This is a genomic window from Salinisphaera sp. RV14 (assembly GCF_052044135.1).
Taxonomy (GTDB): Bacteria; Pseudomonadota; Gammaproteobacteria; order Nevskiales; family Salinisphaeraceae; genus Salinisphaera.
The window spans coordinates 1-24,098 of sequence record NZ_JBQDYF010000008.1 but is presented as its reverse complement, the minus strand read 5'-3'; the positions used below and the strand labels follow the sequence as shown (position 1 = coordinate 24,098).

23 protein-coding genes and 4 tRNA genes are annotated in these 24,098 nt (G+C 64.4%); 5 read left to right on the top strand and 22 right to left on the bottom strand.

The window, feature by feature from the left end:
• Positions 1 to 23: 23 nt before the first annotated feature.
• The 4 genes from ACS8Y6_RS09955 to ACS8Y6_RS09940 form a co-directional block, all read right to left on the bottom strand.
• A complete protein-coding gene (locus tag ACS8Y6_RS09955; RefSeq protein ID WP_440848823.1) occupies positions 24 to 422 on the bottom strand; it encodes an ExbD/TolR family protein in 399 nt (132 codons plus the stop codon).
• Between the two features lie 51 nt (positions 423 to 473).
• On the bottom strand, positions 474 to 1,208 hold the full coding sequence (locus ACS8Y6_RS09950) for a MotA/TolQ/ExbB proton channel family protein (RefSeq protein ID WP_440848700.1): 735 nt from the start codon (positions 1,206 to 1,208) through the stop codon (positions 474 to 476).
• A 38-nt stretch (positions 1,209 to 1,246) separates the two neighbouring features.
• Positions 1,247 to 2,020 carry an energy transducer TonB gene (locus ACS8Y6_RS09945; protein ID WP_440855479.1) on the bottom strand — a complete coding sequence of 258 codons (774 nt, stop codon included), beginning with the start codon at positions 2,018 to 2,020 and terminating at the stop codon, positions 1,247 to 1,249.
• 350 nt (positions 2,021 to 2,370) lie between these two features.
• Positions 2,371 to 2,447, bottom strand: a tRNA-Pro gene (locus ACS8Y6_RS09940).
• A gap of 324 nt (positions 2,448 to 2,771) precedes the next feature.
• Here ACS8Y6_RS09940 and folD point away from each other — a divergent pair.
• The gene (gene folD, locus ACS8Y6_RS09935; protein WP_440855478.1) at positions 2,772 to 3,644 is read left to right on the top strand and encodes a bifunctional methylenetetrahydrofolate dehydrogenase/methenyltetrahydrofolate cyclohydrolase FolD; all 873 of its coding nucleotides are present in this window, start codon (positions 2,772 to 2,774) and stop codon (positions 3,642 to 3,644) included.
• 25 nt (positions 3,645 to 3,669) lie between these two features.
• On the opposite strand, the gene cysS is transcribed toward folD, so the two are convergent.
• The 14 genes from cysS to ACS8Y6_RS09865 all read right to left on the bottom strand — a co-directional run bounded on the left by cysS (position 3,670) and on the right by ACS8Y6_RS09865 (position 16,280).
• Positions 3,670 to 5,064 carry a cysteine--tRNA ligase gene (gene cysS, locus ACS8Y6_RS09930; RefSeq protein ID WP_440848697.1) on the bottom strand — a complete coding sequence of 465 codons (1,395 nt, stop codon included), beginning with the start codon at positions 5,062 to 5,064 and terminating at the stop codon, positions 3,670 to 3,672.
• A 190-nt stretch (positions 5,065 to 5,254) separates the two neighbouring features.
• Positions 5,255 to 6,220 carry a thiamine-phosphate kinase gene (gene thiL / locus ACS8Y6_RS09925; RefSeq protein WP_440855477.1) on the bottom strand — a complete coding sequence of 322 codons (966 nt, stop codon included), beginning with the start codon at positions 6,218 to 6,220 and terminating at the stop codon, positions 5,255 to 5,257.
• 10 nt (positions 6,221 to 6,230) lie between these two features.
• A complete protein-coding gene (nusB, locus tag ACS8Y6_RS09920) occupies positions 6,231 to 6,764 on the bottom strand; it encodes a transcription antitermination factor NusB (RefSeq protein ID WP_440849711.1) in 534 nt (177 codons plus the stop codon).
• A 7-nt stretch (positions 6,765 to 6,771) separates the two neighbouring features.
• Positions 6,772 to 7,251 (bottom strand): 6,7-dimethyl-8-ribityllumazine synthase, encoded by a 480-nt coding sequence (gene ribH / locus ACS8Y6_RS09915; RefSeq protein WP_440849710.1) that lies wholly within the window; start codon positions 7,249 to 7,251, stop codon positions 6,772 to 6,774.
• A 210-nt stretch (positions 7,252 to 7,461) separates the two neighbouring features.
• A complete protein-coding gene (locus tag ACS8Y6_RS09910; protein ID WP_440849709.1) occupies positions 7,462 to 8,055 on the bottom strand; it encodes a riboflavin synthase in 594 nt (197 codons plus the stop codon).
• A gap of 4 nt (positions 8,056 to 8,059) precedes the next feature.
• The gene (ribD, locus tag ACS8Y6_RS09905; RefSeq protein WP_440849708.1) at positions 8,060 to 9,187 is read right to left on the bottom strand and encodes a bifunctional diaminohydroxyphosphoribosylaminopyrimidine deaminase/5-amino-6-(5-phosphoribosylamino)uracil reductase RibD; all 1,128 of its coding nucleotides are present in this window, start codon (positions 9,185 to 9,187) and stop codon (positions 8,060 to 8,062) included.
• On the bottom strand, positions 9,184 to 9,690 hold the full coding sequence (gene nrdR / locus ACS8Y6_RS09900) for a transcriptional regulator NrdR (protein WP_440849707.1): 507 nt from the start codon (positions 9,688 to 9,690) through the stop codon (positions 9,184 to 9,186). The genes ribD and nrdR overlap by 4 nt, the downstream gene beginning before the upstream one ends.
• Before the next feature lie 30 nt (positions 9,691 to 9,720).
• The gene (gene glyA, locus ACS8Y6_RS09895) at positions 9,721 to 11,010 is read right to left on the bottom strand and encodes a serine hydroxymethyltransferase (RefSeq protein ID WP_440849706.1); all 1,290 of its coding nucleotides are present in this window, start codon (positions 11,008 to 11,010) and stop codon (positions 9,721 to 9,723) included.
• A 133-nt stretch (positions 11,011 to 11,143) separates the two neighbouring features.
• Positions 11,144 to 12,949, bottom strand: coding sequence for an aspartate--tRNA ligase (gene aspS / locus ACS8Y6_RS09890; protein WP_440849717.1), 1,806 nt, complete (start codon positions 12,947 to 12,949; stop codon positions 11,144 to 11,146).
• A 125-nt stretch (positions 12,950 to 13,074) separates the two neighbouring features.
• Positions 13,075 to 13,437, bottom strand: coding sequence for an FmdB family zinc ribbon protein (locus tag ACS8Y6_RS09885; protein ID WP_440849705.1), 363 nt, complete (start codon positions 13,435 to 13,437; stop codon positions 13,075 to 13,077).
• Positions 13,438 to 13,482: 45 nt separating this feature from the next.
• Positions 13,483 to 14,835 carry a UDP-glucose dehydrogenase family protein gene (locus ACS8Y6_RS09880; RefSeq protein ID WP_440849704.1) on the bottom strand — a complete coding sequence of 451 codons (1,353 nt, stop codon included), beginning with the start codon at positions 14,833 to 14,835 and terminating at the stop codon, positions 13,483 to 13,485.
• A 143-nt stretch (positions 14,836 to 14,978) separates the two neighbouring features.
• Positions 14,979 to 15,054, bottom strand: a tRNA-Glu gene (locus tag ACS8Y6_RS09875).
• Positions 15,055 to 15,060: 6 nt separating this feature from the next.
• A tRNA-Ala gene (locus ACS8Y6_RS09870) sits at positions 15,061 to 15,136 on the bottom strand.
• 61 nt (positions 15,137 to 15,197) lie between these two features.
• On the bottom strand, positions 15,198 to 16,280 hold the full coding sequence (locus tag ACS8Y6_RS09865; RefSeq protein ID WP_440855476.1) for a DegT/DnrJ/EryC1/StrS family aminotransferase: 1,083 nt from the start codon (positions 16,278 to 16,280) through the stop codon (positions 15,198 to 15,200).
• A 120-nt stretch (positions 16,281 to 16,400) separates the two neighbouring features.
• Here ACS8Y6_RS09865 and ACS8Y6_RS09860 point away from each other — a divergent pair.
• Positions 16,401 to 16,475: transfer RNA gene (locus ACS8Y6_RS09860), tRNA-Val, on the top strand.
• Between the two features lie 62 nt (positions 16,476 to 16,537).
• On the opposite strand, the gene galE is transcribed toward ACS8Y6_RS09860, so the two are convergent.
• From galE to ACS8Y6_RS09840, 4 genes are all read right to left on the bottom strand, one after another.
• Positions 16,538 to 17,587, bottom strand: coding sequence for a UDP-glucose 4-epimerase GalE (gene galE / locus ACS8Y6_RS09855; protein ID WP_440855475.1), 1,050 nt, complete (start codon positions 17,585 to 17,587; stop codon positions 16,538 to 16,540).
• 35 nt (positions 17,588 to 17,622) lie between these two features.
• On the bottom strand, positions 17,623 to 17,817 hold the full coding sequence (locus ACS8Y6_RS09850; RefSeq protein ID WP_440849697.1) for a hypothetical protein: 195 nt from the start codon (positions 17,815 to 17,817) through the stop codon (positions 17,623 to 17,625).
• Complete coding sequence (locus ACS8Y6_RS09845) at positions 17,818 to 18,405, bottom strand: phosphatidylserine decarboxylase (RefSeq protein ID WP_440855474.1); 588 nt, start codon at positions 18,403 to 18,405, stop codon at positions 17,818 to 17,820. It abuts the gene before it with no gap.
• 98 nt (positions 18,406 to 18,503) lie between these two features.
• Complete coding sequence (locus tag ACS8Y6_RS09840; protein ID WP_440855473.1) at positions 18,504 to 19,325, bottom strand: hypothetical protein; 822 nt, start codon at positions 19,323 to 19,325, stop codon at positions 18,504 to 18,506.
• Between the two features lie 239 nt (positions 19,326 to 19,564).
• Between ACS8Y6_RS09840 and ACS8Y6_RS09835 the strand changes: the two genes are divergently transcribed.
• The 3 genes from ACS8Y6_RS09835 to ACS8Y6_RS09825 all read left to right on the top strand — a co-directional run bounded on the left by ACS8Y6_RS09835 (position 19,565) and on the right by ACS8Y6_RS09825 (position 23,995).
• Positions 19,565 to 20,176, top strand: coding sequence for a hypothetical protein (locus ACS8Y6_RS09835; protein WP_440855472.1), 612 nt, complete (start codon positions 19,565 to 19,567; stop codon positions 20,174 to 20,176).
• Positions 20,177 to 20,265: 89 nt separating this feature from the next.
• Positions 20,266 to 22,449, top strand: a complete 2,184-nt coding sequence (locus ACS8Y6_RS09830; RefSeq protein ID WP_440855471.1) for a hypothetical protein — start codon at positions 20,266 to 20,268, stop codon at positions 22,447 to 22,449.
• A 592-nt stretch (positions 22,450 to 23,041) separates the two neighbouring features.
• Entirely contained in the window at positions 23,042 to 23,995 is a 954-nt protein-coding gene (locus ACS8Y6_RS09825) for a sulfotransferase (protein ID WP_440855470.1), read from the top strand.
• Positions 23,996 to 24,098 lie beyond the last annotated feature (103 nt).

Here is a 24,098-nt window from a genome sequence, read left to right as displayed (position 1 = left end):
CCGCGTGTTCATCGCATCACGGGCTATGGCTTCGACAGGACCGCGATTTTCTGGATGCCGGACGCCTGCAGTGCCGCCATCACCTTGCCGACCTTGCCATAGGCCACGTCCTTGTCTGCCTGCAGCTGGGCTGCGCGGTGGGGCGTCTTCTGATGAATCTGCGCCAGGCGCTGCTTGAGCTCGTTCAGCGAGAGCTCCTCCTTGTCGATGAAATAATGGCCGTCGCTATCCACGCTCAACACGATCGGCTGCTTGGCATCCGGTGGCGCCACGCTGTCCGTCTTCGGCAGGTTGACATGTACCGCGGTAGTCACCGCCGATGCCGTGACGATGAACATCACCAGCAGCACGAGCATCACGTCGACCAACGGCGTGACATTCATTTCGCTGAGAACTTCGTCGTCGTCTCCACCACCTGACATGGCCATGATTGCTACTCCGTAATCTTGAACAGGATGAACGGGGCCAACGCATCAAGCGGTAGCATGCGTTTTCTGGCCGACCGTCGCGGCGTCCTTGAGATCGCTCTGACGGGTTATCTGCGCGCCGCCGGACTGAAACCCGCTCTGCTGGCACAGCGCATAGAAATCGTGCGCGAAGTCGTTCATGGAATGCACACCGGCTTTCAGTCGGCGCACCAGCAAGTTGTAGATCAACACCGCCGGCACCGCCACGGCAATACCCATGCCGGTGGCGATCAACGCATGACCAACCGGACCGGCCACGGCCTGCAGACCAGTGGAGCCGGTTTCGCCGATACTCACCAACGCGCCCATGATGCCCCAGACCGTACCGAACAGGCCGATGAACGGGGCGGTACTGCCAAAGCTGGCCAGTACGGCGAGCCCGCCTTCGAGCGAACGCCGCTCGCGTTCGATCTGCTGCCGCAACGCGCGTTCGAGGCGCTCGCCGCGGTCGATCTGATGCGCCAGGTCCCGGTTGCCGGGGGCGATGTCGCGCCCGGTGATCACGGCGAAACCGGCCCTGGCGATATCGGCCATCGGGCCGATCGAATTATCCACGACCGACTCCCCCTGTTCGATGCTGTCGGCGGACCAGAAATTCTTCTGGAAGCGCTTGTTCAGCGCCCCGGCGCGGCCGAACTGAACGAGTTTGATCACCAGCAGCGCCCAGGTAATGACCGACAGGACGATCAGGCACCACAGAACGGCCGGCACCACGAATGGCGTGAGGTTGCTGCTCAGCATAGTAGGTCTCTCTCCTTGAAAATTATGCGATCGCCCGGTCAGTCCGGGAGATTGAACGATATGGTCTGCAGCGCGTAGCCGGGAATGGGCGTATCGCCCCGTTTGGCGGGTTTGAAGCGCCACTTCTTGACCGTCTCCACCGCGGCCTGGTCGAGATCGCTGTAGCCGCTCGACTTGATCACCGTGACCTTGCCGGCCCGGCCATTCGGCTCGACCAGGATCTTGAGCTTCACGTCACCCTCCTCGTGGCGCCGCAGCGCCCGCGCCGGGTAGTGCGGCGGCGGATTGCCGAGGCTTTGCAGCCCGGAAACGGCCGGCGTGACCTTGTTCGCGTTCGAACTCGCTTGCGGGCTCGGCTTCGGCGCCGGCTTGGGCGCGGGTTGCGGCTTGGGCGCGGGCTTGGGCGCGGGCTTCGGCTTGGGTTTCGGTTTCGGCTTCGGCTTGGGTTTTGGTTTCGGCTTTGGTTTTGGTTTTGGTTTTGGTTTGGGCTTCGGCTTTGGCTTCGGCTTTGGCTTCGGCTTTGGTTTGGGCTTCGGTTTGGGCTTCTTCTTGGGCGGCATCACCGCGTGCGTATCGATCACCGGCACCTTCTTTACCGGCTGCGGTTTCGCCAGCGTCACCTCAATCGGCGGCGGGGTCTGCTGCATCTTCATCGGTTTGGGCTGCTGGATCGGCGAGTGCTGATAAAGCCGCCACAGACCGAAATGCACCAGCGCCGAAAGCACGACGATGCCGGCGATTTCGAAAGTAGTCAGGCGCCCCCGTCGGGGTTTGATCGGCTTGTTGCCGTGCTTGTCGGAACCATCCGTCATCACGTGGTCGTCGTCTCTTGATCAATGACACCGGCATCGAACCGCTGGACGATGCACGAATATTCTGTACGCCGGTAGCAACATGCGTGCCAGACATTGCGCCACGCGGTGCCAGCAGACGCCTGAACCTGCTGGCACGCCGCCCTGGCCGGGCGGTGCAATGCACAAACGCACGCTACCGATCTGCTCAGCTTGGCGGGCGTTCAATACAATATCTTTACGGACCCGCGTATAAACCATCGCCCGGCCTCGGTCGACAGGCGAGGACGACAGCGGGTGCGCACGCAGGAGGCACGGCGGCACGGGCCTGGCGTGAGCAAGGCGGGCCGTTCCGGCAGAAGGTGAGGGGATGGTCGGGACAGCAGGATTCGAACCTGCGACCTTCTGCTCCCAAAGCAGACGCGCTACCAGGCTGCGCTATGCCCCGATCCAGGTCACCGAGTTTAACCCGTTGCAGCATCCGACACCATAATTTGCGATGCGCGAGCCGTCGTTGTCGCGCGCTCCCGGGAGCGCGCCATGCCAGCCGCCGGTCGAGCGCCGCCCAGACGAACGACAATCCGTATAGCCCAATCCTTCATTGCATCGATTCGCGGCTGCGTCCCATTCGCATCTTGCAGATACTTGCGCCCTGTGTCCATCCCCGCCGCCTCATCCGGGCGGCGCGGCCCTGCATCCGCGCCGAATTGTCGGGGGGTGCCGGCCGTGCGAAAATCCGCGCATCATTTGCTCCCTGCAGCAGCGCGCGTTCATGTCGGCTCGATTGATCGATGGCAAAAAACTCGCTTCGGCGTACCGCGCCGATGTCCGCAAGGCCGTCGAGACACGTCGGGCCGCCGGGCAACGCGCCCCCGGTCTGGCGGTGATTCTCGTCGGCGACGACGCGGCGTCCCGGGTTTATGTCGGCAAGAAGGTCAAGGCTTGCGAAAAGGCAGGCCTGGTCTCGCGCGCGGTGTACCCGAGTGCCGACATCAGCGAGGCCGAACTGCTCGGCCTGATCGACGACTTCAACAGCGACGACACTATCGACGGCATCCTGGTGCAGTTGCCGCTACCCGCGCATATCAGCGCCAGCGCCGTGATCGAACGTATCCGCCCCGACAAGGACGTCGACGGTTTCCATCCGTACAACGTGGGCCGGCTGGCCCAGCGTGTGCCGCTTCTCAGGGCCTGCACGCCGCTGGGCATCATTCGTTTGCTGGAATCCATCGACGAACCCTTCCGCGGCCGCCAGGCGGTCGTGGTCGGCGCCTCCAACATCGTCGGCCGCCCGATGGCGCTTGAGTTTCTGCTCAAGGGGGCCACGACAACGGTCTGTCATCGCTTCACCCGCGACCTCGCCCGCGAGGTCGGTCAGGCGGAGATCCTGGTCGTGGGTGTGGGCAAGCCCGGATTGGTCCAGGGCGAATGGATACGCGAAGGGGCGACCGTGATCGATGTCGGCATGAACCGGCTGGATTCCGGCAAGCTGGTGGGCGACGTGGCGTTCGACACCGCCGCCGAACGCGCGGCCTGGATCACGCCGGTACCCGGCGGCGTCGGCCCCATGACCGTGGCCATGCTGATCAGCAACACCCTGCGCGCAGCCGAAATGCGCGCAGCCGCCGAGGCCGATCAGGGCTGATCGGGCCGTCTCCGGCAGCGAGGCCTCAACCGCGCCGCCATTTGGTGCCCTCGACAGAATCCTCGAGCACGATACCGGCCGCTGTCAGCTCGTCGCGAATGCGGTCGGCGGTGGCGAAATCCCGGGCCGCTCGCGCGTCGCGCCGCTGCGCGAGCATCGATTCAACGGTCTCGGCGGTCAGATTGCTCGCGCCGGCCCCGCCCGCCTGCAGATAGGCATCGGCGTCCTGTTGCAGCAGGCCGATCATGGCACCGAACTCGCGCAGCCCGGCCGCCAGCGCGGCCCGCCGGTCGCTGTCGTGTTCGCCTGCCCGGTTGGCCTCGCGCGCCATGTCGAACAGCACGGCGATAGCGGCCGGCGTATTCAGGTCATCATCCATCGCCTGCAGGAAGCGGGCCCGATAATCGGCGTTGATTTCGGCGGTCGCGTCACCGTCAGCCGGCGCATCGCGTAGCGTCGTATACAGCCGGGCCAGCGCGGCCGCGGCGCTGTCCATGGCCTCGGCGTTGTAGGCCAGCGGGCTGCGATAATGCGTGGCCAGCACGAAATAACGGACCGACTCGGCGTCGTATTGCTCGAGCACATCGCGCAGGGTCAGGAAATTGCCCAGCGACTTCGACATCTTTTCGTCGTCGACGGTCACGAAACCGTTGTGCATCCACAAGCCGACATAGCGCTGTCCCGTCGCCGCCTCGCTCTGGGCGATTTCGTTCTCGTGATGCGGAAACTGCAGGTCCAGGCCGCCGCCGTGGATATCGAACGAGTCGCCCAGGCAGTGGGTGGACATGGCCGAGCATTCGATATGCCAGCCCGGGCGGCCGGCGCCCCACGGCGAATCCCAGGACGGCTCGCCCGGCTTGGCGGGCTTCCAGAGCACGAAATCGAGCGGGTCGTCCTTGGCCTCGTTCACGGCGATGCGGGCGCCCGAACGCAGCTCGTCCAGCCGCCGGCCGGATAACGCGCCATAACGCTCGAACGTGGAGACATCGTAGTACACCTCGCCGTTGTCGCCGAGGTAGGCCGCGCCGCGCTCGATCAGTCGCTCGATCATGTCGGTGATCGGCCCGATATGGTCGGTCGCCCGCGGTTCGACGTCGGGCGCGATCAGGCCGAGCGCGGCCTCGTCCTCGGCCAGCGCGGTCGCGAACCGTTCGGCCACCGCTTCGGGCGTGGTGCCGCTCTCGGTCGCGCGCCGGATGATCTTGTCGTCGATGTCGGTGATGTTGCGCACGTAGCGCACCTGCCAGCCCCGGGCCCGCAGATAGCGCACGAACATGTCGAACACGACCAGAAAACGGGCATGGCCGAGATGGCAATAATCGTAGACCGTGATACCGCAGACATAGAGCCGGACTTTTCCGGGCTCGAGGGTCTTCAGCGGCTCGCGCTGACGCGTCAGGCTGTTGAACAGTTGCAGCATGGGTCGTGCGGTTGGAATACGGTCGGCGCACAGTCTACCGCGTCGTCGCCGCGGCGTAATCGCACCCCGGCGGAAAGCGAGCGCCGGCCTGCCTTGCGCGCTCACGGCCGTGCCGGATGCGACGGCGCGCGGGCCTGGCAAGAACGACATGGCCCGGCTTTTGCCCGCCAACGGGGCAGACCGCCGACGCTCAACGCCCGTCGAAGTGGTCCCAGCCGGCGCGCGACAGCGCTTGGGTATCCAGGACGCGGCCCGTCGCGTCGGTCAGCCGCAGGCCGGTGGCGCGCTCGATGCGCCCGATGACAGTCAGCGGACCATTCAACGCGGCCCGCGCCCGCTCGAGGTCGGCCGGGTCGAGTGTCAGGCAGAGTTCGTAATCGTCGCCCCCGGTAGCCTGCAGTTGTCGACGCTGGCGGCTATCCACGATATGGCGGATAAGCGCCGGCGACGCGGGCAGCGCGTCGACGTCGATGCGCGCGCCGACATTGCTCGCGGCCAGGATATGGCCGAGATCCGCCACCAGGCCATCGGAGACATCGATCGCGGCATGCGCCAGGCCACGCAGGCGCATGCCGTCGCGCGGGGTCGGCCGGGTCAGGCGCGCGATCAGCGCCCGCGCGTCGGCGCCGGCCTGCGCGCGCCGGGGCCAGCAAGCCAGTCCGGCGGCCGCGTCGCCCAGCGTACCGGTCACCGCCACGAGATCGCCCACCCGGGCCGCATCCCGCCGCAGCGCACTGCCCTCGGGCAACGTGCCGAGCGCGGTGATGGCGACGGCCAGCGTCTCGCTTCGGGTGGTGTCACCGCCCACGATGTCGATATCGCGGGCCCCGATCGCCTCCCGCGCACCGTCGATGAAGGCATCGCACCATGCCTGCCGCAGCACGGGGGCCGCCAGCGCGACCGTCAGCCAGGCCGGATCCGCGCCCATGGCGGCGAGATCGCTGAGATTGACCGCCACACTCTTGAAGCCGATATCGGCCGCGGGCGTATCCTGCGGAAAATGACGCCCGGCGATCAGGGTATCGGCGGTCACCACGAGTTCGTGGCCGGGCGGCGGCGCCAGGATGGCCGCATCGTCGCCAATGCCGAGCCGGGTATCGGCGCGGCGCGGGCGCAGGCGCTCGCGCAGCGCGCCGATCAGCTCGAACTCGCGCATATTCCGCCCGTCAGCGGCGCCGGCCCCTCGCCACCTCCACCGGGCGCAGGTCGCGCGCGGTGGCATCGAGTACGCCGTTGACGAATCGATGGCCGTCCGTGGCGCCGAATATCTTGGCCAGATTGGTCGCCTCGTTGATCACCGCGGCGAACGGAATCTCCGGACACTCGCGCAGCTCGTAGGTCGCCAGCAGCAGGATCGCGTATTCCACCGGGTCGAGCTGGACGGCGGGCCGGCTGAGATGCGTGTCGAACGCTTTTTCCAGTCCGGAGACGTCGTACACCACGCCGCGCAGCACCATTTCGAAATACTCGCGATCAAGATCGGCCAGACGACCGGCGCGGGCGAACTGTTCGATCAGCGCGGCAATCTCGGTGCCCGACATACGCCATTGATAGACCGCCTGAACCGCGGCCATGCGGGCACGAATACGCCGCCCGCCCGGCATTTTCGGCGGCAGCTCCGGCAATTGATCGTCGTTGTGCTCGGGCTCGTTGTCGGCGGCGCCGGCGGCTTCGCCCAGCGACTGATCGCGAATCGGCATGGTGGGGTTACTCGTCCTCGACTTCGATCTGGCGCAGTACGTTGACCATTTCGATCACGGCACTTGCGGCTTCGGCGCCCTTGTTGTGGTCTTCATCGGGCTGGGCCCGGGCATCGGCCTGCTCGGCATTGTCGGCGGTGATCACGCCGAACCCGACCGGAATGCCATATTCCAGCGCGGTGGCGGACAAGCCCTTGGCACACTCGCCGGCCACGTAGTCGAAATGCGGCGTATCGCCGCGGATGACCGCGCCGAGCGCGACGATGCCGTCGTACTTGCCGGAATCGGCGAGCCGGTCCACCGCCAGCGGCAACTCGAACGCCCCGGGCACCTTGACCACGATGACGTCGTCGTCATCCACGCCGCAGTCGGTCAGGACGTCGATCGCGCCTTCCAGCAGGCGATCGACGATATCGTCGTTCCAGCGGGTCGATACGATGGCGATCTTGACGCGCTCGCCGTCGAATTCTCCTTGGATGGTCTGCATGCTCGCTACTCTTCCGTTGGCTGCGCCGCATTATCGCACGAGCGCCCGGCCGTGTTGACGTTTCCTGCGGCGCCGCAACCGGTCGACCGGGCCCCGGCGGACGCCCGGCGAACGCGGCACGCCGGGCACCCATTGCGCCGCCGGCCGGGCCGGGCACGGCCATCGCCACGGCGTCGTCGCAACGGCCATGGATCGAAAGGAGTGCGGCGCCTACTCGTGGCCGGCGATGCGCGCGAGGTAGCGCGCGATGATATCAATCTCGATGTTGACGCGGTCGCCGATACGGGTAGCGCCCAATGAGGTGTGGTGCATGGTGTGCGGGATGATGTTGACGCCGAAACGCCGGCCCGCCACTTCGTTGACAGTGAGGCTGATGCCGTCCACCGCCACCGAGCCCTTGGGCGCGACGTAGTGCGCCAGATGCCTGGGCACCGAGAACGTCAGCCGCCAGGAGCGGGCGTCGGCCACCATTTCCTCGAGCACGCCGATACCGTCGGCATGACCGGCGACCATGTGCCCCCCCAGTGGATCGCCGGCCCGCAGCGGCGCTTCCAGATTTACCGACGAACCCACCGAACGCTGGCCAAGCGTGGTCAGCGACAGGGTTTCCTTGGAAACGTCGGCCGCGAAGCGCGAGCCGTCGATCTCGGTCGCGGTCAGGCACACGCCGGATACCGCGATGCTGTCGCCGACGGCGATGGGGCCGAGATCGGTATCGCCGATATCGATGGTCAGCCGGGTGTCGCCGTCCTGGGCCTGCTGATCGACGATCGTGCCGAGCCCTTTGACTATGCCTGTAAACATGCGGTCATTCCGATTGAGACAGCGCCGGCCGCGCCGTGATCTTCAGGTCCGTGCCCACCGGCTCGATAGTGTCGAACACCAGGGGCTGGGCGTCGTCCAGGCCGACCGTTCCGGACAGCGCCATCAGCGCGCGGCCGTTGGCCCCGATGAGCAGCGGCGCGACATAAATCACGAACTCGTCGACCAGCCCGGCCCGGGTGAGCGCGCCGGCCAGCGTCGGCCCGGCTTCCACCAGCACGTCGTTGATCTCGCGCTCGCCGAGAATCGCCAGGATGCGCGGTAAATCCAGCCCGCCGTCGCCGCGCGGCACGACCCAGACCTCCGCGCCCGCGGCTTCCAGCGCCTGCCGGCGTTCGCTGTCCTCGCTGGCCGTGACCACCAGCGTGGCGCCATCGAGGCCCAGCATGCGCGCATCCGTACGCATGGCCAGGTCGCTGTCCAGCACCACCCGCAGCGGCGGCGGCCAGTCGCCCGGCAATCGCACATTGAGCGACGGGTCGTCCGCAGCCAGCGTGCCGTGCCCGATCAGCACGGCGCCCGATTCCGCACGCAGACGATGGACATCATCGCGCGCGACCTCGCCGGTGATCCATTGACTGCTGCCGTCGGCCGCCGCGGTACGCCCGTCCAGGCTCATCGCCAGCTTGATGCGTACGCGCGGGCGCCCCTGCGCCATCCGCAGATTGAAACCGGCGTTGAGTGCGGCACAGGCCTCGGCCATGACTCCGGTGACGACCTCGATACCGGCGGCGCGCAGGGCCGCGATGCCCTGCCCGTTCACGGCCGGGTTCGGGTCCTGGGCGCCGATCACGACCCGGGCGACGCCGGCCTCGATCAGCGCCTTCGTGCAGGGCGGCGTGCGGCCGCTGTGACTGCAGGGTTCAAGGGTGACGTAGACAGTGGCCCCTTTCGGGTCGTTGCCGCGGGCACGTACGTCGTCCAGCGCCCGCACCTCGGCATGGCCCTCACCGGCACGCTGGTGCCAACCTTCGCCGCGCACGACGTTGCCCTGCGTAATCACGCAGCCCACGCGCGGGTTGGGCCGCGTCGTGTACCAGCCGCGGCGCGCGAGTTCCATCGCGCGCTGCATGAAAAAGGCGTGCAAGGCCCGGCGGGGCTCGATCGCGCTCATGAGGAGTCCTTTCCGGAATCGATCAACGGCAGCTGGCCGCTGTCGCGGCCCGGCGTGGATTCCAGCCGCTCGATTTCCTCGCGGAACGCCTGGACGTCCTCGAAACGACGATACACCGAGGCGAAACGCACGTAGGCCACCTGGTCGAGTTCGCGCAGTTCGTCCATCACCCATTCACCCAGCTTGCGCGAGGCCACATCCCGCTCGGGATCGGCGCGCAGGCGCTGCTGGATATGGCTGACGGCGGTATCCACCGCCTCCGGGCCGACAGGGCGCTTGTACAACGCCCGGGTGATGCCCCGGCGCAATTTATCCACATCGAACGGCTCGGGTGTGCCGTCGTTCTTGACGATGCGCGGCATCAGCAACTCGGCCGTTTCGAACGTGGTGAACCGGGTGTGGCAGTTGGGGCACTCCCGCCGGCGCCGCACCTGGCTGCCCTCGGCGGCCAGGCGGGAATCGACCACGCGGGTGGCGCGTTCGTCACAGAATGGACACTGCACGATAAAAGCCCCGGCTCGCGCGGCGCGATATCAGGCCGCGCCGCGCGTGGCCGCGCGATACACCGGATAGCGCGAGCACAGTTCAGCCACCGCCGCACGGACCCGCGAAACTTGCGCATCGACATCACCCCCGTCGGCGTGGGTGTCGAGTACGTCGCAGATCCAGGTCGCGACCTGGCGCATGTCGTCCACGTTGAAGCCGCGCGTCGTGGCCGCGGGCGTGCCGATACGCAGGCCGGAGGTCACGAACGGCGAGCGCGGGTCACGCGGCACGGCGTTCTTGTTGGCGGTGATATGCGCCCTGCCGAGCAGCGCCTCGGCATCCTTGCCGGTGATGTCCTGCTTGACCAGGCTCACCAGCATCAGATGGTTGTCGGTACCGCCCGAGACCACGTCGTAGCCGCGCTCGACGAATACATCGGCCATCGCGGTGGCATTGTCGACGATGCGCCGGGTGTAGCCCTGGAAATCGGCGTCGAGCGCCTCCTTGAAGGCCACGGCCTTGGCCGCGATCACATGCATCAGCGGGCCGCCCTGCGTACCCGGGAAAACGGCCGAGTTGAGCTTCTTGTAGAGCTTCTCATCGCCGGCCGCGGACAGGATCAGGCCGCCCCGGGGGCCGCGCAGGGTCTTGTGCGTGGTGGTGGTGACCACATGCGCATGCGGCAACGGGCTGGGATAGATGCCGGTGGCGACCAGGCCGGCCACGTGGGCCATGTCGACCATCAGCCAGGCATCGACCGCATCCGCAATCCGGCGCATGCGCGCCCAGTCGATGGCGCGCGAATAGGCCGAGAAGCCGCCGATGATCATCTTCGGCTTGTGTTCCTGCGCCAGGCGTTCGATTTCGTCGTAGTCGAGCCGGCCGGTTACTTCGTCGAGACCGTACTGCACGGCGTTGTAATGCTTGCCGGAGAAGTTGGGCGCGGCGCCATGGGTGAGATGGCCACCGGCATCCAGGCTCATGCCGAGGATGGTATCGCCCGGCTTGACCAGCGCCAGGAACACCGCGGCGTTGGCCTGGGCACCGGAATGCGGCTGCACGTTGGCGAAGTCGCAGTTGAACAGCTGACAGGCGCGGTCGATGGCCAGTCTTTCGGCCACGTCGACGTATTCGCAGCCGCCGTAGAAGCGCTTGCCCGGATAGCCTTCGGCGTACTTGTTGGTCAGCTGCGAGCCCTGCGCTTCCATGACGCGCGGACTGGTGTAGTTCTCCGACGCAATCAACTCGATGTGGTCTTCCTGGCGCTGATCCTCGTCGGCGATGGCGGCCGCCAGTTCGGGATCGAATTCGGCGATACGCTGATCGGCATCAAACATGGTTGAAGGCTCCGTTGCGACAATACGAAAGAAATCTCACACGAGCGCTCGCGGCGACCGCGCGGCCGGCCTGTTCAGCCCGGTAACGGGCCCGCTAGTCTAGCGCAGACCGCGAGCCCGCTTCAGCATCGGCTCAGCCGGCCGCGTCGCCGCCGGATTCGCCGGCCGCCGGCTTGGCGCGCAGACGGATGCCGAGCTCGCGCAGCTGCGCGGCGTCGGCCGTCCCCGGCGCGCCGGTCAGCAGGTCGGTCGCGGTCTGGGTCTTCGGGAAGGCGATTACCTCGCGGATCGAGTCCGCGCCGGCCATCAGCATCACCAGACGATCCAGGCCGAAGGCGATGCCGGCATGCGGCGGCGCACCGAACTTGAGCGCTTCCAGCAGGAAGCCGAATTTCTCTTCGGCCTCCTCGCGCGTGATGCCCAGTACCTCGAAGGCGGCCTGCTGCATCTCGGGCGAGTGGATACGCACCGATCCGCCGCCGATCTCCGAGCCATTCAGGACCATGTCGTACGCCTTGGCCATCGCCTGGTGTGGCGCCGCCTTGAGCGCTTCGGGGTCGTCGACCGCGGGCGCGGTGAACGGATGATGCGCGGCATACCAGCGCTTGGTGGCCTCGTCGTATTCGAACATCGGCCAGTCGACCACCCACAGCGGGGCCCAGTCGCCCTGGACACGGCCCAGATCGTGGCCGAGCTTGACGCGCAGTGCGCCCAGCGCGTCGTTGACCACGCTCGTGGCATCCGCGCCGAAGAACAACAGATCGCCGTCGGCCGCGCCCGTGCGCTCGACGATGCCGGCGACCGCGTCGTCCGACAGGAATTTGAGGATGGGCGAGCTCATGCCCTCGCGGCCCCTGGCGACGTCGCTGATCTTGACGTAGGCCAGACCCTTGGCGCCGTAGCGGCCGACGAAGTCGGTATAACCGTCGATCTGCTTGCGCGTGAGGCTGGCGCCGCCCGGCACCCGCAGCACGGCCACGCGGCCGGTGTCGCTGTTGGCCGGGCCGGAGAACACCTTGAACTCCGCATCCGCGACCAGGTCGGCGATGTCGACCAGCTCCAGGTCGATGCGCAGGTCCGGCTTGTCGGAACCGAAGCGCCGCATGGCCTCTGCGTAGGGCATGCGCGGGAACGGGTCGGGCAGTTTCACCCCCAGCACGTCGTCGAACAGTTGGCGAATCATCCGTTCGTTGATGCCCATGATGTCGTCGGCATCGACGAACGAGGCCTCGATATCGATCTGGGTGAATTCGGGCTGGCGGTCGGCGCGCAGATCCTCGTCGCGGAAGCAGCGCGCGATCTGGTAGTAGCGGTCCATGCCGGCAACCATGAGCAGCTGCTTGAACAGCTGCGGCGACTGCGGCAGCGCGAAGAAATGCCCCGGCTGGGTACGGCTCGGCACCAGATAGTCGCGCGCGCCTTCGGGCGTGGCGCGGGTCAGGATCGGGGTTTCGATATCGAGAAAGCCGAGATCGTCCAGCGCGTGGCGCACGGCGCGGGTGACCTGCGCGCGCAGCTGCATGTGGCGCTGCATGCGCGGCTTGCGCAGCTCGACATAGCGATAGCGCAGGCGCGCGGCGTCGCCGACCGTCTCGGTCTCGTCGAGCTGTAACGGCGGCGTTTCGGAGGCGTTGAGGACTTCCAGCGATGTGGTGTAGACCTCGATCTCGCCCGAGGCCAGATTCGCGTTGACCGTGCCTTCCGGGCGCGCCCGCACGCGGCCGGTGACCTTGATCACGTATTCGCTGCGCAGGCGCTCGGCGGCGGCGAAGGTTTCGGCCTCGTCGGGATCGAACACGACCTGGATCAGCCCGCTGCGATCGCGCAGATCCACGAAGATCACCCCGCCATGGTCGCGGCGCCGGTGCACCCAGCCGCAGACGGTGATTTCGCTGTCAATCGCAGCGGCGGTGACTTCGCCGCTGTAGTGGGATCGCATCATGGCGCGCGCCTCAAGCCTCGCAAAAGAGCGCGAGTCTACCAAGAGCCCGGCCCCGGCCGGTAGCCCGGCGTGAATAATTCGGCTCGAGCCGCGCGCTTGGTAGGCGCGGCTCGCCCCCGGCATCAATCGCTACCGGCGCTCGACGACTTGGGCGCCGGTTTCGCGCTTTTCGACTCGCCGCTCGCCTTGCTGCCCGCATCCGCGGATTTCGACTCGCCGCCGGACGATGCGCCGCCACTCGACGACTCGCCGGCCGAAGACGGCTTCGACGCATTGCCGTCGCCGGTGACGTTGCGACGATTATCGGATTTGAAGTCGGTCTCGTACCAGCCGCCGCCGGCCAGACGAAAACCCGCGGCCGAGACCTTGCGCTTGAGCGCGGCCTGGCCACAGGCCGGACAATCGGTCAGCGGCGCATCGGACAGCTTCTGCAGCTTCTCCAGCGGCTCACCACAATTCGTACACACATATTCGTAAATCGGCATTTCCGGGCTCCCAGTGCCAATCGTCGGATTGAAACGCGGCGTATTCTATCCCACCGCGCGCAATGCGCCAGAGGCGGCGGAGCGTCCGATGCCGTAATACGAAAAACCCGCGGCGGCGACATACGACGGCTTGTAGATGTTACGGCCGTCGACCAATACCGGCTGCCGCATGCGCCGCGCCAAGTCGTTGAAGTCCGGCGTCCGGAAAATATGCCACTCGGTGACCAGCACGAGCGCATCGGCATCCGTGGCGGCCTCCTCGGCGTTCCGGCAAAGCACGAGATCATCGCGCGCCCCGTAGATGCGGCGCGTCGCCTCCATCGCTTCGGGATCGAAGGCATGCACCGTGGCGCCGGCCTGCCAAAGCGCTTCCATCAGGGTACAGGCCGGCGCTTCCCGCATGTCATCGGTATTCGGCTTGAACGCCAGGCCCCACAGCGCAATGGTCTTGCCGGCCAGGTCGCCGCCGAAGTGCGCGTGCAGCTTGTCGAACAATACCGTCTTCTGACGGTTGTTGACGCGCTCGACGGCGTTGATGATCTCGGTGTCGTAGCCGATCTTGGCCGCGGTGTGCGCCAGCGCGCGTACGTCCTTGGGGAAACAGGAGCCACCGAAACCGCAGCCCGGGTAGATGAAGTGATAGCCGATGCGATGATCGGCGCCTATCGCCTTGCGCACCTGCTCGATATCGGCTTCGAGCCGGTCGGCCACCTGCGACAGTTCGTTCATCAGGCTGATCTTGGTCGCCAGCATGATATTGGCCGCGTACTTGGTCAGCTCGGCCGAGCGGAGATCCATCACCATGGTGCGATCGTGCTGGCGATTGAACGGCGCATACAGGGCACGCAGATGATCGGCCGCGCGCTCGTTGTCCACGCCCACCACCACGCGATCGGGCTTCATGAAATCGTCGATCGCAGCCCCCTCCTTGAGGAATTCCGGGTTGGAGGCCACGTCGAACGCCACCGTCACGCCGCGCGCGGCGATCGCCTTGGCTAGCTGTTCGCGCACCCGGTCGGCGGTACCCACGGGCACGGTCGACTTGGTGATGACCAGCCGATAATCGTTCATGTGCTGGCCGATCGTCTCGGCGACCTTGAGCACGTACTTGAGATCGGCGCTGCCATCCCCGTCCGGCGGCGTGCCCACAGCGATGAACTGGAGCATGCCATGCTCGACGGCGGCCGCGGCGTCGGTCGTGAAACGCAGGCGGCCGGCGTCTACGTTTTCGTGCACGAGCGCTTCCAGCCCCGGCTCGAAGATCGGGATTTCACCGCGCGTCAGCCGCGCGATCTTGTCTTCGTCGATATCCACGCACACCACATGATTGCCGCTGTGGGCCAGGCATGCCCCGGTGACCAGGCCGACGTAACCGGTGCCGAAGATCGTGATGCGCATGATGACCCCTTGTGCTGAGTAGGCGGGAAAGCAGTTGGACGGTTCGCCAGTATGGGTTTTATCGACAATGAAGCGAACGCGCAATGCGCACAAAAAAAAGGCCGCAAACCCTGCGGCTTGCGGCCTTTGGCCATTGAAGAAAATGGCGTCCCCAAGGGGATTCGAACCCCTGTCGCTGCCGTGAAAGGGCAGTGTCCTAGGCCTCTAGACGATGGGGACTGACTTTGGTGGAGCCAGGCGGGATCGAACCGCCGACCTCAACACTGCCAGTGTTGCGCTCTCCCAGCTGAGCTATGGCCCCGATGACCTTGCGAGCGGCGCATTATAGACACGCGATCCGCCGTTGCCAACCCTCCGCTTGATTATTTTTGTACGGCCGAGATCAGCACCTCGATCACGTGATCCTGATCCGCGCTGTCGAGATAGGGATGCATCGGAATGCTGAGCACGCGCCCGGCGGCCGCATCCGATTCGGGCATCGGCGCATCCGAATATAGCGGCGGTTGACGATTGAGCGGCACCGGGTAATACACCGCGCTCGGAATGCCGGCGGCGTCGAGCCGGCTGCGAACGACATCGCGATCGTCGACCTGGAGGGTGTACTGTGCATACACGCTCGTGGCGCGCTCATCGAGTACCGGGGTGACGACATGCCCGGCCAGCCCCTCTCGATAACGCGCCGCCACACGCTCCCGGCGCACGACCTCATCGTCGAACACGTCCATCTTGGCCAGCAGGACCGCTGCCTGCAGCGTATCGAGCCGGCCATTGATGCCAAGCATCGGGTGGTGATAAGGCGCCGTCTGTCCATGATTGCGCAACTGACGCATGCGTTCGGCCAGACCGGCATCCGTGGTGAACGCCGCCCCGCCGTCGCCGTAGCACCCCAACGGCTTTGCCGGGAAGAACGAGGTCGCCGCCAATAGCGAAGCGCCGCACGAGCGTTGCCCGGCAAACGTCGCACCGAAACTTTGCGCACCATCCTCGATCACCGGCAGGCCGTAGCGCTCGCCGATGGCGTTGATCGCCGGCATATCGGCCATCTGCCCGAACAGGCTCACCGGCATTATCGCCTTGGTGCGCGGCGTGATGGCGGCCTCGATGCGGCTGGCATCGATGTTGTAGGTCGACGGATCGATATCCACGAACACCGGCGTCGCGCCCAGCAGGCCGATCATCTCGCCGGTGGCGATGAAGGTGAACGGGCTCGTGATCACCTCGTCCCCCGCGCCGATGCCCAGCGCCATCAGGGTTACCAGCAGCGCATCGGTGCCGCTGGAAAGCGCCACGCAGTGCGCTGCCCCCGTGTATTCAGCCAGCCGCCGCTCCAGCGTCTCGATTTCCGGGCCGTTCACGTAGCGGCCATGATCGAGCACGGCATGGATGCCCGCATCCACCTCTGCCTTGATGCGCCGATACTGCGCCTGAAGATCGATCAACTGCATGACGGCCACCCCGAAGCCCGGAAACTGTTGCCAACCCGCGGGGAGTCTAGCATCGGCCCCGCTGAACGCAGGCGATATACGTTGACCGCCGGAAAAAGCGCGGATAAACTGCGCGTCCTCGGGCGGTTAGCTCAGCGGTAGAGCACTGTCTTCACACGGCAGGGGTCACTAGTTCGAATCTAGTACCGCCCACCATCTCGATGATTCACGGCGCCGTTATCGGCGCCGTTTTTCGTTGGGTGTGAGCCGCCCGTGCGCTAGCCACGGGCGACTTGCGCCGGCCCGGCATCGGCATTGCGGTAGCCGTTCGGATTTTCGCTCTGCCAGCGCCAGGCATCGCGCATGATTTCGCCCAGGCCCCGCTCGGCGCACCAGCCGAGATCGCGCTCGGCCCGCGACGCGTCCGCCCAGCATTCGGCCACGTCCCCGGGCCGCCGCGGCGCCATGCGGTATGGCACGTCGCGACCGGCGGCGCGCTCGAAGGCGCGAATCATCTCAAGCACGGAATACCCCCGGCCGGTGCCGAGGTTCCAGGTATGCAACCCGGCCTCGCCGGCAATGGCATCGAGTGCCGCGCGATGCCCGTCTGCCAGATCCATGACATGGATGTAGTCGCGCACGCCGGTGCCATCCCGGGTGGGATAGTCGTCGCCGTAGACCGCGAGTTCCGGCAGCCGGCCGACGGCGACCTGGCTGATGAACGGCAGCAGATTGTTCGGCCGGCCCTGCGGATCTTCGCCGATGCGCCCGCTTTCATGCGCCCCGACCGGGTTGAAATAGCGCAGCAGCGCGATGGACCAACGCGGGTCGGCGGCCTGTAGATCACGCAGCAGCCATTCGATCATCAGCTTCGAGCTGCCATACGGGTTGGTCGGTCGCCCCGTGGGGGCTTGTTCCGACAACGGCATGTCGCGCGATTCGGTATAGACCGTGGCCGATGAGCTGAACACGAGCGTACGCAGATGGGCCCGTTCCATGGCCTGGCACAGGGTCAGCGTCCCGGCCACATTGTTCTCGTAGTAAGCCAGCGGCTTTTCCGTGCTCTCGCCGACGGCCTTGAGGCCCGCGAAATGAATCACCGCATCAATGTTCGAATCGGCGAATACGCGGTCCAGATGCGCGCCGTCGCGGATATCGCCCTCGATGAACGCGATCTCGCCGCCCGTCAGCTGCTCGACGCGATTGAGCGACTCACGCGAGGCATTCGAGAGGTTGTCGTACACGACAACCTCGTGGCCGGCCTCGATCAGCACGAGCGCCGTATGCGAGCCGATAAAACCCGCGCCGCCAGTCAGAAAAACCTTCATTACAAAATCTTCCGTCGTTTGTTTCGTGCCCCGCCCTAGCCGCGCAGCGCCACGCTCAGCCCGATCAGGCCGAGCACCCAGACGCCAACCGCGGCAGCGAGCAATAGTTTGGCCGGGATCGTCACGCGACGCCAGACATAATCGCCCACCAGCACGCCGGCACCGGTATAGACCAGAGCGGCGAACAACGCCCACCCCAGATGGCCATCCGTATATAACCAGCCGGGCACTCAGTTCCCCTCTTCGCGCATGGCGACCAGCGGGCTTTCACCCGCGCGTACGCGCGCGCCGCAACGAACCCGGCATGGCAACGAGGCCGGCACCTCGAGCACGACCGTACTGCCCAGGCGGATACGGCCGATACGCTGGCCACGCTCGACATCCGCGCCCGGCGCCACCCAGGTCTCGATGCGACGCGCGGCCAGACTCGTGATCTGGCGCACCGCCACCGGCCCGATAACAGAGTCCAGCACGGTACGCGTCTGCACCGGACAATTCTTTTCACGCAAAAACGTGAATTCACGCCCCTCGCCATCGGTGTAGCTCGCCCCGAGCCGCTCCACGGCCATGACCCGGCCGGCGACGGGGCTACGCTGGACGTGCATGTCCCAGAATGACAATGCAATGACAATGTAGCGAGTACCATCGCGACAGTCCGCGCTGGTCACGAGGCCATCCGCCGGCGCCAGCAACGTGTCCCCGACCGGTATGATCCGCTCGGGATCGCGATCGAAGAAGGCGAGATAACGCGGGTGAAATTGCTTGTCCCTGAGCCAGCCACGGATTTGCGCTTCAGGCCAGCGCTGCCGCGGCGGCAAGAGCGGCCGAGTCAGCGGCGATGGATAAGGCCAGTGACGTACGAGCAATGCCAGAGCCCAGCCCATCACAGCGAGAACGACGAGCTGCGCCGCGAGCATCACGCCACGTCGGCCGGATCTTCAGCGTGCGCGTCCAGCCAGGCCTGGAGCTCTTCGCACGCCCCGCGTACTGCCTCGGGCAGCCTCGACTCGCGGCCACGCGGGCGCTTGATCCGAATGCGAGGCGCCCGTTTGCCGCGGCGGTTTCCGAGGCCGATGATCTCGAAGATACCTTCGAGCGTTGCGGCCGGTGCAGCCAGAAGCGCAGTCTCGGAAATCAGATGTGCGGCGCTGCGCTTGCTGAGCCGCTGCCGCCGATAGGCATTGTGGATGGCATACCAGGTGAGCGCCCAGACCGCGGCCGCATCGATATCCGGCGCACTGGCGATCGAAGCAAGCAACGAATCGTCGTCATGCTCGAATTTCTCGGCGAGAAATCGTCGCGTATCGGTTTCGTCGAGCACGCGGGACGCGCGCGCGATAAAGCGTTCGAACGGCTCGTAGAACCAGAGCACGCGCGCCGGCGAGAAACGCTCGACCAACGTGCCAATCGAATCGGATTCGCCGCCGGCGACGATAATCACCGACGGCGCCCGCGACTTGCTGATCACGCCACGTACCACATCGTCCGGCCGCAGGCGCTGGTCTTCGAAGACCCTCGGATCGAGCGCGCGATAGACGTCGGTATCGAAATTCGACTCCAACGCGTTCACGACCTGACCGTTGGCGATATCCGGCGTGCCTGCCATAAACACGACCAACGGTGTCTCGTTGGCACCACGCCCACCCCAGAGCCGTTGATAGAGTCGCTTACGCAGCAGCAATCGTCGTCGACGCTTGCCGGCGGCAGTATCCGGCGTCGGCAAATCGCTGTCGGTCATTCGAGCGCTCCAAAACGGCTTTGTGAGTTCGGCATTGTAATAGGTAAACCGTAGCCCCGTACGCTCGCCATCATGCGCCGCCTATATCTCTGCGCAACATCCGCGTTATACACTGCGAACCGGGATTATCTATATTTTTGTTCTTCGGCACGATGAGACGCCGACCGCAAAAGGTAACGCAAGTGCAACGCCACCGACTCAATCCTCGCGAGCTCCAGCACGCCTACACAGCCCATCGCGTGGCCGACCATGTCATGGCCAGCCTGAACACCGATGAACTGCTCGCGATCCGGGACGAAGAAGTCTTGCAACCCGACCGACGGCTGATCGATTTCAAATATTTCAATATCCGCCCGTGGATCGTCGAAAACATCAAGCGGGCACTCCGCCTTGGCCTTCATCAACACCGCGGACGTCGTATTCTCGACATCGGCACCGGGTTTGGTTACTTCCCGTATATCTGCGAGTTTATGGAACACCAATCCGCCGCGCTGGATATTCCGGACCACCGCCTGTACGACCGTGTGATCGACGCGCTAAAGATCAACCGGACTCATCACAAGGTCAACCCGTTCGAGCCGCTACCCGCCCCAGAGCGGCCCTACGATTACGTGACTGCCTATCAGCTTGCCTTCAACCGGCCCGGCACGGACGAGCATTGGGGGGCTGCAGAGTGGGCTTTCTTTGTCGAGGACGTGCTCAACAATCAGCTCAAGGACGGCGGCCGCCTGCACATGGAACTCAACTGGTCGTTCCCGATCAATGCATGGTACGACAAGGAAACAAGGAAACTTTTCGATAAACACCAGGCCACTCGAACCGGCAACGAAGTCGATATCGTCAAGCGCTGAACGCCCTGGGTAGGCATGCTGGACGCTTGGCCATCGGCAGGCTCGGTCGAGGGCCCCCAGGCGACACAGGCATAACGCGGAGACTGCGCATGCGGCGAACCCTACCCTTTCCACGATGCCTGCGTCGCACTCCGCGGGCGCTGCCCATTGGCTTGATGCTGCTGGTTCAGGTTTGCATCGGTCAGGCGGCAATGGCCGCCAGGCCACCGGCTATCGTCGATGTGCATATGGCGCGCCTCGCGCAACATTGCCGCGGCTCCATGCCCGCGACTTTTGGCCAGCCGTTTCGGAAAGGCGATCTCCCCGCTGGTCGGCGTGTGGTCGTATGGAACGGCACGACACCGTTACCGACCCAAACAGATGTAAAGGCGCGGAACGCTGATGGCTCGGTGCGTCATGCCGTGATCACGGTCGACGTCCCATGCGGCTTATCCAGCAAACAGCCGCTGATACTACGCGCCGTCGCGGGATCGACTGCAGCTGCCTCCCCGTCGAGCGCTGTTCACGTCTCCGATATTCTTGCTTCAGGCTTCGATAGCCGCTTAAGCCTGCATGATGACTCGGGGCGACATTGGCATCTGGACGCACGGGATCTGCTCAAGCGAATCGCCGGACATAACGATTGCCGCGACGTTGCGATCTATTGCCGTCACTGGCTGAGCGGCCCGTTGGCCGGCGAGTGGGTGGTTGGCGCTCCGCCCGTCGACGACGACGGTCGACCGCATTCGCGGCTGATGGTGTTTTTTGCCGTGCGCGCCTATGGACCGGCCCCGATCCGTACGGTGCGCGTGGATACCACCGTCGAGAACGACTGGGCGTATCAGCCCGATCCCAAGAACGTGTCATATCAGGCCACGCTCTCGGTGGCGGGCGGCAAACCGTTCAGGATCGGGCCTATTGATCATTACGACAAGGCGCGCTGGCATCACGTGCTTTGGTGGGGCACAACCCATCAACCGGTCTGGTTCGCCGCGCTCGACGGACCGTATCTGCAAGCCACACCCGCGGTGCCGCGCTATCAGCGGATCGACCTGTCATCCTCCATGCTGGATCACGTGCGTCAGAGCTGTGCGCCAATGCAGCACTGCGACGTCATGATCCATATGGAGGCCACCGGCGCCCAGCCGCAGATCGGCCCACTGCCTCAATGGAGTAGCGCTTATGTGGTCGATCCCCATGATTATCGCGCGTACCGTTGGATGCTGGCTGATAGTGATGCGTTGGGCGCCTATGGCGTTCATTACCGAATGAAAGACACGGGTAATCCGCTCTCCATCGAGCGACACCCCTGCGCCACCCTCATTAGGGCAGCCGAACAACCCAGATGCGGCGTGGCTCCACATAACGACGACCGACTTCCGCATTGCAGCCATGACTGCAATACCCCGCTTGAAGCCGAGACAGCCCATCACGGCGCACCCGCCTATGTCGCCTACCTCGCAACCGGTGACTGGTACTACGCTCAGGAGTTATCGCTATGGGCAGACTGGGTTTTGTTCTATCAGAATCCGGCCTATCGAGGGTACCGAAAAGGCCTGGTCCACGACGAGCAGGTGCGTGGCCAAGCCTGGGCACTGAGAACGATTGGAGATGCGGCGTATCTGTTACCCGACGACGCACCATTGAAATCCTACTTCGAATCCGCGGTCGAAAATAATATCCACTGGTATAACGACCATTACGCCGACAACCCCAATGCCAACCGTCTGGGCGCCGTAGCTAATGGCTACGCGATTACTTACCCGCTTTCCGGGCCTGATAGCCATACCGCAACCGCGACTTGGCAAATCTCTTTTTTCAACTGGGCGGCTGGGAACTTGGCCGATATGGGTTTCGCGGGCGCCACGCGCATGCGCAACTATTTTTCACGCTTCCAGGTCGGCAGCCTGAACAGCCCGGGCTTCTGCCCAGTCATGGCCAGCGCTTATACGCTCAAGGTCCGCGACAGTCGCAAAAGCCCGATCTACACGGATTTTGGAACCGTCTATAAAAAGACTTTCCCTCACCTGGCGACTCTGGGTTGCGACGACAAGGCTCTCGCCAGGGCGCTCCAGCACATTAAAGGCTATGACGGATTCCCGTACCCGCCCGGCACGATGGTCGGGTACCCGGCGTCCGACACCGGCTTTGTCGCAAATTACCAGATCGGGCTCGCAGCGGCCGCCAATTCAGATCAGCCTGGCGCTAAAAATGCGTGGAAATGGTTCATGGATCGTCCTGTGCGCCCAGACTATACCCACGCCCCGCAGTTCGCCGTAATACCCTCGCATTAACTACCGAAATAGCCTTTCGGTTCTGACGCTGCCAGCACCTGTCGATGTCTCGCTTTGATGATTCGCCGGCCACACTTGATTCCAATCCGCTCAATGGCGCGAGCCAAGCATGCATAAACGCTTCGCCACCTCGCCGAGGTACTGCGCGCGAGTGCGAAAAGCATCGAATCCCAGCCATAATGCCACAATATGATCGGCACGCCGGTGTGACATGAGCGGACCAACGCAAAGCCGCAGGCGCTGCTTTTCCCGCAACCGCCCAGATCTCGCGTCGGGAGCGAACAGCCGCCCGACCGTCCATGGACTCATACTGCGCGAGGGTGGCGTTGCATGGCTCCGTACGACCGATGGGTACTTCGGCTTCAATTCTGGCGCAGCGCGGGTTCGGCTGCCACCTACACCTACCCTACCCGCTGCAACCGAAAGCATTGCTAACATGCTCCCCGGATATCCGATCCCGGGCCGACAAAATATGTCCATCAATCAAACCCGGCCCACCGACATAATCCGGCGACCGGCCCACAGAGCGAGGATGCGCGCCCCACTCCGGAAGCGCCGCTATAACTCCTCGACGATTACAGCGAGAATCTAAGTGAAAAAACAGCAGATATTACTCGTCGGCATGCCTCGATCCGGAACGAGCTGGCTGGCCAAGATATTCGACAGCCACCCTGACACTGCATATTTTCACGAGCCCGACAGCTCTATCAAACTGAATTTTCTCGATCTAGTCGAAGAACGCGAGCTAACAAATGACGACCTCGACCGCGTATCACGCACTATAAATTCGTTCTGGGCCAACCAGGAAGAACGAGTGATTGGCTCTTTACCGACATTCAGGAAAAACTATTTTTCCGGTGCGCAGTACACCATTTATCGCGCCAGCAATATCATTTCAAAATATAGTGTGCGCGCAATCGGTTCGCAGATATTGCCTCCCATACGGCCGATCGGCGACGCGAACACCCTTGTGTGGAAATCAATAGAGTCGCTTGGCAGGGTTGCCCAGATTAAACAGGCGCTAAGAGAGCAAATAAAAATAGTGCAGATCGTGCGCCACCCGGGAGGACAAATTTATTCCACGCTCACGGGCGAGTCGAAAAATAAATTTGGTGGCTATAGCGCGGCCGAGGATTTCGAGCTTTTACGACGCATCCTGAACACTTCAACAGCTGCTCAGCTGGGGTTTGACCCCGACGACTTGACGGCTATGTCGCCAGTGCAGAGGCTTGCTATGAAGTGGGCCGTTTATAATGACCATGCGATAAGTAGTCGTGCCTGCGACGTGACTGTGAACTACGACGCTTTATGCGAGTCGCCGTTAGCGGTGGTGGAGGCGGTGTTCGCGAAGATCGGCCTAGACGTCACCGACGAAGTTCGCCAATTTTTATTCCGCTCTACTGGCGAAGACCAGTCTAGATACTATTCGGTGTACAAAAACCCAAAGGCTTCATCCGAAAAGTGGCGTAGCCAAATGGCTCTCGCCGATCAACAGGAAATTGCGGAGCTCCTTAAAAACAGCCATGCCTACAGAATGTTTTCATGAAAATGGAAATATATCTGATTATAAAAGCCGCCCCCTCTTTGAACATTTGTAAACGGTCCACCAACCCCATCCTTCCGGCGGCATAACCGATAAGCCAATCTCT